At 71.2% G+C, this 9,184-nt stretch carries 6 protein-coding genes, 1 pseudogene and 1 riboswitch; of the genes and pseudogenes, 3 read left to right on the forward strand and 4 right to left on the reverse strand.

Annotated features, from left to right (window positions below; all coding sequences use genetic code 11):
• Window positions 1–768: 768 nt before the first annotated feature.
• A complete protein-coding gene (locus AB0I88_RS40190; protein ID WP_361037375.1) occupies window positions 769–1,140 on the forward strand; it encodes a metalloregulator ArsR/SmtB family transcription factor in 372 nt (123 codons plus the stop codon).
• Window positions 1,137–1,619, forward strand: a complete 483-nt coding sequence (locus AB0I88_RS40195; RefSeq protein ID WP_361037377.1) for an SRPBCC family protein — start codon at window positions 1,137–1,139, stop codon at window positions 1,617–1,619. Before AB0I88_RS40190 ends, AB0I88_RS40195 begins: the two co-directional genes overlap by 4 nt.
• Before the next feature lie 43 nt (window positions 1,620–1,662).
• Here AB0I88_RS40195 and AB0I88_RS40200 read toward each other — a convergent pair whose 3' ends face one another.
• From AB0I88_RS40200 to AB0I88_RS40215, 4 genes are all read right to left on the reverse strand, one after another.
• The gene (locus AB0I88_RS40200) at window positions 1,663–2,919 is read right to left on the reverse strand and encodes a glycosyltransferase (protein WP_361037379.1); all 1,257 of its coding nucleotides are present in this window, start codon (window positions 2,917–2,919) and stop codon (window positions 1,663–1,665) included.
• Complete coding sequence (locus AB0I88_RS40205) at window positions 2,916–5,150, reverse strand: glycoside hydrolase domain-containing protein (protein ID WP_361037383.1); 2,235 nt, start codon at window positions 5,148–5,150, stop codon at window positions 2,916–2,918. Before AB0I88_RS40205 ends, AB0I88_RS40200 begins: the two co-directional genes overlap by 4 nt.
• Before the next feature lie 9 nt (window positions 5,151–5,159).
• Window positions 5,160–7,436 carry an EAL domain-containing protein gene (locus AB0I88_RS40210; protein ID WP_361037385.1) on the reverse strand — a complete coding sequence of 759 codons (2,277 nt, stop codon included), beginning with the start codon at window positions 7,434–7,436 and terminating at the stop codon, window positions 5,160–5,162.
• 69 nt (window positions 7,437–7,505) lie between these two features.
• Complete coding sequence (locus AB0I88_RS40215) at window positions 7,506–8,732, reverse strand: aminotransferase class V-fold PLP-dependent enzyme (RefSeq protein ID WP_361037381.1); 1,227 nt, start codon at window positions 8,730–8,732, stop codon at window positions 7,506–7,508.
• A gap of 17 nt (window positions 8,733–8,749) precedes the next feature.
• Window positions 8,750–8,864: riboswitch (SAM riboswitch) on the reverse strand.
• Between the two features lie 135 nt (window positions 8,865–8,999).
• On the opposite strand from AB0I88_RS40215, the pseudogene AB0I88_RS40220 reads away from it, so the two are divergent.
• Window positions 9,000–9,184: pseudogene (locus tag AB0I88_RS40220) on the forward strand (hypothetical protein); the annotation flags it as partial.

Consider the following 9,184-nt stretch of genomic DNA (forward strand, 5'->3'; position numbering starts at 1 on the left):
GACGCAGCAGCCACAGCCGGCGCAGCCACAGCGGAAAACCCAGCACCAGCAGGCACAGCACCAGCGGAAGACGCAGCAGCCACAGCCGGCGCAGCCACAGCGGAAAACCCAGCACCAGCAGGCACAGCACCAGCGGAAGACGCAGCAGCCACAGCCGGCGCAGCAGCGGCGCGAACCCCAGCAGCAGCCGGAGCAGCGGCGGCGGGAACCGGAACGGTACGCGGGACAGCGGAGAGCGCGGCCGGCGCGACGGCGGCCGGAGTGGGAGCGGCGGAGGCCGTCGTGGGGAGCGGGATGGCCGGGGCGGGGCTCACGGTGCGGCCGGCTTCGGTGGCGAAGTGTTCGGCTACGGCGATGGCGTCCAGGACGGCGGTGCGGCGTTCGCCGGGGTGGACCCGCCGGCTGGCGGCGAGTTGGTCTCGTAGTCGCGTCATCCGGGCGATGCAGTCGTCGAACAGCGTCATCATCTCGTCGTGCACGGAACGCTCCTCCGGCGTCGGATGTGGTCCGGGCGTGCTCGGCCAGGGGCCGGTGAACGGCAAAGGTGGGCGAGTGAGATCGATCGTAGGCCGACGGCAACCCCGAATGGGTACAGATACGTAACCGATCGTCGAGATTGTGTTTACAGGACGTTTGACGGGGAATTCCGGCCTGAATACCCACTCGCACGGAGAAGGCATCGTGAGCTGGCCTTTCAACTTTTCAGTTGACACGCGCGGCAGCCATGGCTACGTTATGTTTCAACCAGAGAGTTGAAACGAGGGGTTGATGTCGGCGGATTCGTTGTCGCGGGTCTTCGCGGCGCTCGCTGATCCGACACGGCGCGACATGGTGGCACGGCTGGCCGACGGTGACGCAACGGTCAATCAGCTCGCCGAGCCGTATCGGATGTCGCTGCAGGCCGTCTACAAGCACCTGAAGGTGCTGGAGGAGGCCGGGCTGGTGACCCGGCCGCCGGGTCCGCAACCCCGCGCGGTGCACCTGGAGACGGAGGTGTTCGACCGGATGGACGAGTGGATCGAGCACTACCGGCGCCGGGCCGAGCAGCGTTACCGCAGGCTCGACGCGGTTCTGGCCGCCATGGACGAGAAGACGGGCAAGAAGCCGGACGCCGAGCACAAGGGAGAGGAACAGTCATGAACAAGATCGTGGAGACCACCATCGAGGCCGACCCGAAGCTGCCGATCATCCGGATGACCCGCGAGTTCGCGGCCACGCCGGAGCAGCTGTTCCGCGCGCACACCGATCCGGAGATCTTCGTGCAGTGGTGCGGGCCGGACTCGCTGACCAACACCGTCGACTACTGGGACGCGCGCACCGGCGGCAGCTGGCGTTACGTGGCGAAGCGCGGCGACGAGGAGTACGCGTTCCGGGGCACGTTCCACGAGGTGGGCCCGGGGCGGATCGTGCAGACGTTCACCTTCGAAGGCCGGCCGGAGGGCGTGGCGCTGGAGACGCTGTGGTTCGAGGACCTCGGCGACGGCCGCACCCGGCTGCACGCCCAGTCGCTGGTGGACAGTTTCGAGGGCCGGGACGCGTGGCTCCAGAGCGGCATGGAGGTCGGCGTCAACGAGGGCTACGCCAAGCTCGAGATGCTGGCCGCGGAGAACAGGATCTGAAACCGGGGTGTACGGCGGACTGCGCGCTCGTCCGCCGTACACCTCATTGGTTCTTGGGAAGGAGCTGGTCGAAGACCGCGCCGCGGTCGAAGGCCATGGCGTGTGCCCGCGCGCGCCGCTCCAGATCCCGGCGTTCCCCGGCGGACATGTCGAGCACCACCCGGTCGACGGCCTCGGCGAGCGCGCCGATGTCGCCGGCCTCGACGATGACGGCGGCGTCGCCGACCGCCTCGCCGACGCCGCCGGTCGTGGTGGTGATGATCGGGCCGCCGCCGGTGAGTGCCTTCTCGGCCAGCGCGATGCCGAAGGTCTCGACGAAGTCCGGTTCCGGTTTGGTGGGCAGGGCGTAGGCCGCACAGCCGGCCATGAGCAGCGGCTTCTCGTCGTCGTCCACATCGGTGAGGAAGACGATCCGGTCGTCCTCCTTGGCCATCGCCCGCACGTGTTCGAGAGCCGGGCCGGTACCGGCGACGACGAGTTTCACGTCGTCCCGGCAGCGCATCTGACCGTAGGCGATGACCAGGTCGTAGATGCCCTTGGCCCGGGCGACCCGGGAGAGGAAGAGGATGTACTTGTCGCGTTTCAGGCCGCGGCGGGCCAGCGCGGCGTCGACGGCGGCCGGGTCGCGGTCCAGGAAGGCGGACGCGTCGATCGGCGGGTAGCTCACCGTGACCCGCTCACGGCATCGGGCGGCGAAGGTGGTGCCGCAGTGGGCGTCCACCTCCTCGGCCGAGGCGATGATCTCGTCGCGGGTGTATTCGGAGACCGCCACCACCTCGTCGCTGGCCAGGAAGGTGGTGAGCAGCACGGTCGCCGCCCCGAACCGGCCTTCACGCAGGCAGGAGCGGATGACGTTGGTGACGTCGGAGCCGACCGCCTTGGCGATGGTGTGCACGTCGGGGTCGAAGCCGGCGGCCCGCGCCGCGGTGACCGCGTCGTTGATCACCTGAGTGTGCGGCACCAGGTACATCGACAGGCAGACGGTGGGTACGCCCTCGGCGAGCAGTTCGACCAGCCGACCGGTGAGGCCGGCCAGGTGGCGGCCGTCCGGTACGCGGTAGTCACCCACCGCCTCGGGCCGTTCCACGGTGATGCCGGGGCTGTACGGCAGCAGCCGGTCGAGCGGCTTGAGCGGGAGGCCGGCCGTCTGGAGGGCGGGGATCGGCCAGGTGAGCAGCCGTACGTCGTCGAAGCCACGGGTGAGGGCCACCTCGGCGAGGTTGCGGGCCTCGCCGGAGTGTCCACAGATGACCGGATCGGCACGGACCGCGATCACGAGGCGGCGGGTCGGTCGGCTCATCGGCGTTCCTTAGGGTGCGGAGCGGAGAGGGACGGCGGCCGGATCCCGTGCCCCCAGGTGGAGGGTTCGGGGCCGAGACGCAGGTGCAGCCGTCCGCCGTGATGGACGTCGGCGGCGTTCAGGTGGGTGGCGTGCAGTGGTCTCCCGTTGAGGGTCGCGGATTGAACGTACTGGGGTCGCGGAACACGGTCGATCCCGTCGACGCCGATCGGTGAATCTCGATGCCCGGTGGTCTCGACGACGAACTCGCCGCCCTCGACCTGAAGTGCCGCCCGGGCGAAGGCGGGCGCGTTGACCAGGAACAGGTTCTGGCCGGCCACCGGGAACAGGCCCACCGACGCCCAGACGTACCAGGAGCTCAGGCCCCCGGAGTCGTCGTTGCCCGGAAGCCCGCCCGGCCCGGTCCCGAACTGCCAGGTCAGTGCCGCGTTGACCACCTCGGCGGTGCGGTCCGGACGGCCCGCGTAGTGGTAGGCCCAGGGGACCTCCATGTCCGGCTCGTTGTTGAGGCCCTCGAACCGGTTCAGCGCGTAGCCGGCGGTCATCTCCATCGGGTCCGGGCAACGGCCGGGCTGCTTGACCGGCTCCGCGCCGTAGCCGAAGAAGCGGTCCAGCATGGCGGTGAACGCGGTGTCGCCACCGGCCAGCCGGATCCGCCCGGCCATGTCGTGCAGCAGCCGGAACGAGTAGTTCCACTTGCCGCCCTCGTAGAACTCCGAGTCGCGCAGCAGGCCGGTGGCCGGGTCGAAGGCGTTGATCCAGTCGCGGCCGCGCCGCTCCAGATCGTCGGCCAGGCGGTGGTCGTTCAGGGCGCGGGCGACCTGCGCGGTGCACTGGTGGGCGTACGCGAGATCGAGCGTGTGGGTGATGGGATGCACCACGCCGTGTTCCCAGAAGTCCTCGCCGTAGAGCCGCCGCAGGTCGTCGACCATGTGCACGAGCGCCCAGCTCCAGTCGATGCCGGGCCGCTTGAGCGCGTGCACGTCGGCCAGGGCGGTGTGTGCCAGCGCGCTGGCCTGGCGGAAGAACCGGTCGGCGCCGCGGGCCATCCGGTAGCCGATCGGGAAGTTGCCCTCCTCCTCGCACACCCGGATCAGCGACTCCAGCACGTCACCGGCCCGGTCCGGGACGATCGCCGACAGCAGCGGGATCTGCGTCTTGTAGATGTCCCACATGGTGCAGATGTCGAACGCGTACGGGCCGGGGTCGGGCCAGTTGGGGCTCTCGTCGCCGGCGATGCACGGCTTGATCAGCGAGTGGTAGAGCGCGGTCGCCATCACCGTGCGGCGCGCGCCGGTGCCGCCCTCCACCTGCACCCGGCCCAGGTGGTCGCGCCAGCGGGCCCGGGTACGCGCGCGAACCGTCTCGAACGCGCTCAGCCCCACCCCGCACTCGCGTTCCAGATTGCGCCGGGCCTGGTCGCAGCCGCGCAGCGAGAAGCCGAGACGTACCTCGATGGTCTGCCCGGCCCGGGCGGCGCCCATGAAGAGCATGCCGAACGGGCGCAGCGTGGTGTGCCGGATGCTGTCGAAGTCGAGCCGGGTGCCGCCGGGGATGAGCCGCCGGTCGTACCAGAGCATCTGCCGCCAGCCGGGACTGTCCACCTCGACGTAGACCGACAGGGGCACGCCCTCCATGACGACGGTGCCCTGCCCGCGGCCGTGACCCATGCTCTCGATCTGGGCGCGCAGCGGCACGGTCCGGCCCAGGTCGATGGCGAGGCCGCCGCAGGACAGGTCGATGACGAGCCGGGCGCTGTGGTGGTCGGGGAAGGTGTAGCGGTGCACCGCGACCTTCTCGCCGACGGTGATCTCGGAGCGGACGCCGGTCTCGAGGTTGGCGGCGTAGTAGCCGGCCTCGGCCCGCTCGTCCTCCAGCGCCCAGGACTGGCCCAGGTCGTCGAGCGGCTGCACCATCGGGGTGACCCGCACGTAGTTGTAATATTTCCGGATTGCCCCGGTTCCGGACTGCTGGAAGTGGGTGAAACCGGACGCCTGCATCCGGCCGAACATGTCCTCCGGCACGCCCTCGGTGTTCTTCGCGTACCGGCCGTATCCGGTCGGGTAGGCCCCCGAGTAGGCGCAGGCGGAGACCATGCCGAACGGGGAGGTGGCGCCCGGGTGCGTGTTGCCCACCTGAGGTTTCGGCCACCACCAGGTGGCGGCGAGACCGTGTGCCCGGGGCAGGTCGGTGGCCGCTGTGCCGATGAAGGGATCAACGTTGTCGAGGATGGCCGGACTCTAACCGGCCAGAACGGTCCCCGTGGTTTCGTTCAAGTGAACTCCACCCGAGGTGGCCCTTTCGTGGGACGCCCACAGCAGCTGATCGAACTCGGCGCCGGGCAGCGGCTTGCTGAACAGGTAACCCTGTACGGCCGGGCACCCGGCGGCCTTCAGCGCGTACCAGTCGGACAGCTCCTCGACGCCCTCGGCGATCGTCGACATGCTCAGCGAACGGGCCAGCCACAGCACCGCCTGGATGATCGACGCCTTGCGCGGATCCTCGGCCAGGCCGGCCACGAACGAGCGGTCCAGCTTGACGATGTCGGCGGGCAGCGACTTCAGCCAGGTCAGGGAGCTGTAGCCGGTGCCGAAGTCGTCCAGGGCGATGCGTACACCCAGATGTTTGAGCGAGGTGAGCCGCTCACTGACGTCGACCGTCGACGACAGCAGCGCCGTCTCGGTGACCTCCAGAACGATCCGGGACGGGTCGAGGCCGGGAACGCCGGCCAGCACACCGGCCACCATCGCCACGAAGTCCGCCTCGGCGAGCTGGCGCGGGCTGACGTTGACCGACACGTAGCCGAGCCGGTCCGACCAGTGCGTCAGATGGCCGACGGCGGAACGCAGCACGTGCTCGCCGAGCGGCACGATCAGGCCGGTCTCCTCCGCCGCGGTGACGAAATGGTACGGGCTGAGGATCTCCCCGTCCGGGGTGCGCATCCGGACCAGGGCCTCCGCGCCGACGATCTCACCGTTCACCGTCGAGACCACCGGCTGGAACCACAACGGCAGGGTGGCCCGGAGGTCGCCGGCCAGGGCGCGGCGCACCCGAGCCTCCGCCGCGATCTTCTGCTGTACGGGGACGCGCAGCTCCTCGGTGAAGACCCGGAGCCGGTTGCCGCCGTCGCGTTTGGCCGCGTACATGGCGGTGTCCGCGGCGAGCACGACGTCCTCGGCGGACACCCCGCCGAAGGCCGTGGTGACGCCGACGCTGACCGACACGGGCAGCTCCGAGCCGCCGATCGAGAGAGGCTCGGCGAGCGCGGCGAGGATGCCGTTGCCGACCCGCACGCCGGTACCGGACGGGCCCGGCAGCGCGGCGACGAACTCGTCCCCGCCGAGCCGGGCCATCAGGGCACCGTCCGGGACCACCCGGGTGAGGCGTACCGCCAGGGCCCGCAACACGTCGTCACCGGCGCCGTGGCCGGCCCCGTCGTTGATCGACTTGAAGCGGTCGACGTCCAGGTAGATGACGCTGACCGGCTCGGCGCTGTCGGTCAGCAGCAGATCCAGGTCGTGCTCGAACGCCTGGCGGGACAGCAGCCCGGTGAGCGAGTCGTGCCGCACCTGGTAGCGCAGCTCGGCCTCGTGGTCGCGGATCGCGGTGACGTCGAGGCAGTGCACCACGATCAGCCGCAGACGGCCGTCACGGTCGTACAGGCCGGTGCCGTGCGTCTGCACCCACATCAGGGAGCCGTCGTCGGTACGCCGGTACCGGCGGGTGACGGTGACCGGCTCACGCGTCTCGGCGAACATCCGCAGCAGATGCGTCTCCCCCTCGCTGACCGCGGCCAACGGAAGGTGCCACATGCTGAAATCGTCCGGCAGCTCGTCGGGCAGGCGCAGCCACTCCCGGTAGGCCGGGTTGGTCCGCAGCACGTGGCCGTCCGGGGCGAACATGGCCATCGGCACCGGGGTCTCGTCGAAGGCGACGCTGAGCTGGGCCTGGCTCTCGTCCAGGTTCTCCTGAGCGCGCCGCTCCTCGCTCTCGGTGAACCGCCAGGCGACCAGATGGAACCCGGCGGCGCCGAGCACCGCGACGCCGTGCAGCAGCGCCCACACCATCGGGTGCGCCCGCGCCGCCTCATGGCCGAAGGTGTGGTCGGCGTCGGCCACACCGAGACCGGCGTGGTGGAGCACGGTGGCGGCCAGAAACCCACCGAACGGAACCCAGTCCCGGTAGAGGGCGAGCGCCGCGACCACGATGAAGAACGAGAAGTGCGCCTCGGTGAGGCCGTGCGAGAGCGCCACGAACCCGGCGCAGGCCGTCGCGAAGCCGAACGCCACCAGACTGGACCGGACCCGCCGGTTGCGCAGGCGAACCGCGCCGACCAGGCACAGCAGCAGCAGGCCGTCGATGACCAGCAGGTCCGCCGGATGGCCGGCACCGAACACGCCGAACCCGGTCAACAGCACCATGCAGACGCCGAGCAGCACCGTCAGCAGCCGGTGCCGCCCCGCCCAGTCCTCGTCGCGCAGGCCGCCACCGGCCGGGAGCCGGTCACGGAGCCGCATCACCCACGTCACCACGAAAGGCCAGATCGGCCGTACCGGGCCCGGGCCGCAGAACGACCGGGTTGCCGGTCAGGTGCGGAGCACCGCGCGCAGGCCGGCGGCCAGCCGGGAGGTCTCCTCGGCGGTGCTGCCCAGACCGAAACTGACCCGCAGCAGCCCCGGCACGCCGGCCGTGCAGGCGGCGGTCCGGTCGTCACCGGTCAACCGGCGGACCAGCGGGTGGGCGCAGAACTGCCCGGCGCGTACGCCGATGCCGTGCTCGGTGTCCAGCCGCCGGGCGACGACCGCCGGATCGTGGCCGTCCAGGGCCAGCGAGACGATCCCGACCCGCGGGTGGTCCGGGCCGAAGACGCTGACCTCGGTGACCCCGGGCAGGCCGGCGAGCCCGTCGCGCAGCCCGGCCAGCAGCGACTGCTCGTGCTCGTGCAAGGCGGTCCGGTCGGCGGCGGTCAGCGCCTCGCAGACGGCGGCCAGCGCCACCGCGCCCACCAGGTTCGGGGTGCCGCCCTCGTGCCGGGCCGGGCCGGTGGCCCAGGTCAGGTCGCCGGGACGGTCGCCCACCACGGCGCTCGCCCCACCGCCGGCCAGGTACGGGCCGGCCGCGTCCAGCCAGTCCGACCGGCCGGCCAGCACCCCGGCGCCGAACGGCGCGTACAGCTTGTGGCCGGAGAACGCCAGATAGTCGGCGCCCAGGTCGTCGAGACTCACCGGGGCGTGCGGGGCCAGCTGGGCGGCGTCGACGATCACCCGTACGCCGTGGGCGCGCGCCACCTCGGCGAGCTCACGGACCGGCCACACCTCGCCGGTGACGTTGCTCGCGCCGGTGACGGTCAGCACGGCCGGGCCGTCCAGGCTCTCCAGCGCCCGCCGCAGCGAGGCGACCGCGTCCTCCACCGACGACGGCAGCGGCAGGCGCAGCGGGTTCGGCCAGGGCAGCAGGTTGGCGTGGTGCTCGCCCTCGAACTGGACCGTGGTGGTCCCGGCCGGCAGGGCCCGCGCCAACAGGTTGAGCGCGTCGGTGGTGTTGCGGGTGAAGATGACCGCGTCGCCGGGCCGGGCGCCCACGAACTCGGCGACCACGTCACGGGCCAGCTCGTACGCCAGCGTGGAGCCGCGCGAGCGTACCCCCGTGCCGCGATGCACCGAGCCGTAGCGCGGCAGCAGGTCCTGGACCGCGTCGGCCGCGGCCCGCACGCAGGGCGCCGACGCCGCGTAGTCGAGGTGCGCGAAACGCACGATCTCACCGGAGGTGAGCGTGACCTTGAGGTCGTCGCCGAGGATGTCGAGAGATGGCATGACCGCGCCTCCACGGGTTCGCCGATTTGCCGGTGTCGGTCGACATCGGCCTGGTCCTCACCCGGGGCACCCCATCGCGAACGGAAGGGTTGCCGGCCAGCGAGCCGGGGCTTCGCGCTGGCGCTCATGACCTGCCGTGGAAGTTAGCAGACGCCACCGGCGGCGGAACATGGCCCGCGCCACAGATCGGGAGGAAGGTCCCGGTGTGTGGGACCGGCGGCCCGCGCGCCGGGACGCGAGACCGGCGGCCCGCGATAGGTTTCCACGATGGACGAACTGGCCGAGCTGATCGGGATCCGGTCGACCGCGGACCGGCCGGAGGATCTGCGCCGCGCGCTCGACATGGTGCTCGGCCTGGTCGGCCCGGGATTCGAGGTCCGCCGCTTCGAGTCCCGCGGTGTGCCCAGCGCCCTGGTGACCCCGCGTGTGGAGTTCGGGTGCGGAGCGCACCC

The organism is Actinoplanes sp. NPDC049802, assembly GCF_040656595.1.
Lineage (GTDB): Bacteria > Actinomycetota > Actinomycetes > Mycobacteriales > Micromonosporaceae > Actinoplanes.

Coding starts and splice junctions, on each gene's coding strand:
- AB0I88_RS40190 (WP_361037375.1), top strand. CDS start 769: ATGTCGGCGGATTCGTTGTCGCGGGTCTTCGCGGCGCTCGCTGATCCG.
- AB0I88_RS40200 (WP_361037379.1), bottom strand. CDS start 2,919: ATGAGCCGACCGACCCGCCGCCTCGTGATCGCGGTCCGTGCCGATCCG.
- AB0I88_RS40215 (WP_361037381.1), bottom strand. CDS start 8,732: ATGCCATCTCTCGACATCCTCGGCGACGACCTCAAGGTCACGCTCACC.
- AB0I88_RS40195 (WP_361037377.1), top strand. CDS start 1,137: ATGAACAAGATCGTGGAGACCACCATCGAGGCCGACCCGAAGCTGCCG.
- AB0I88_RS40210 (WP_361037385.1), bottom strand. CDS start 7,436: ATGCGGCTCCGTGACCGGCTCCCGGCCGGTGGCGGCCTGCGCGACGAG.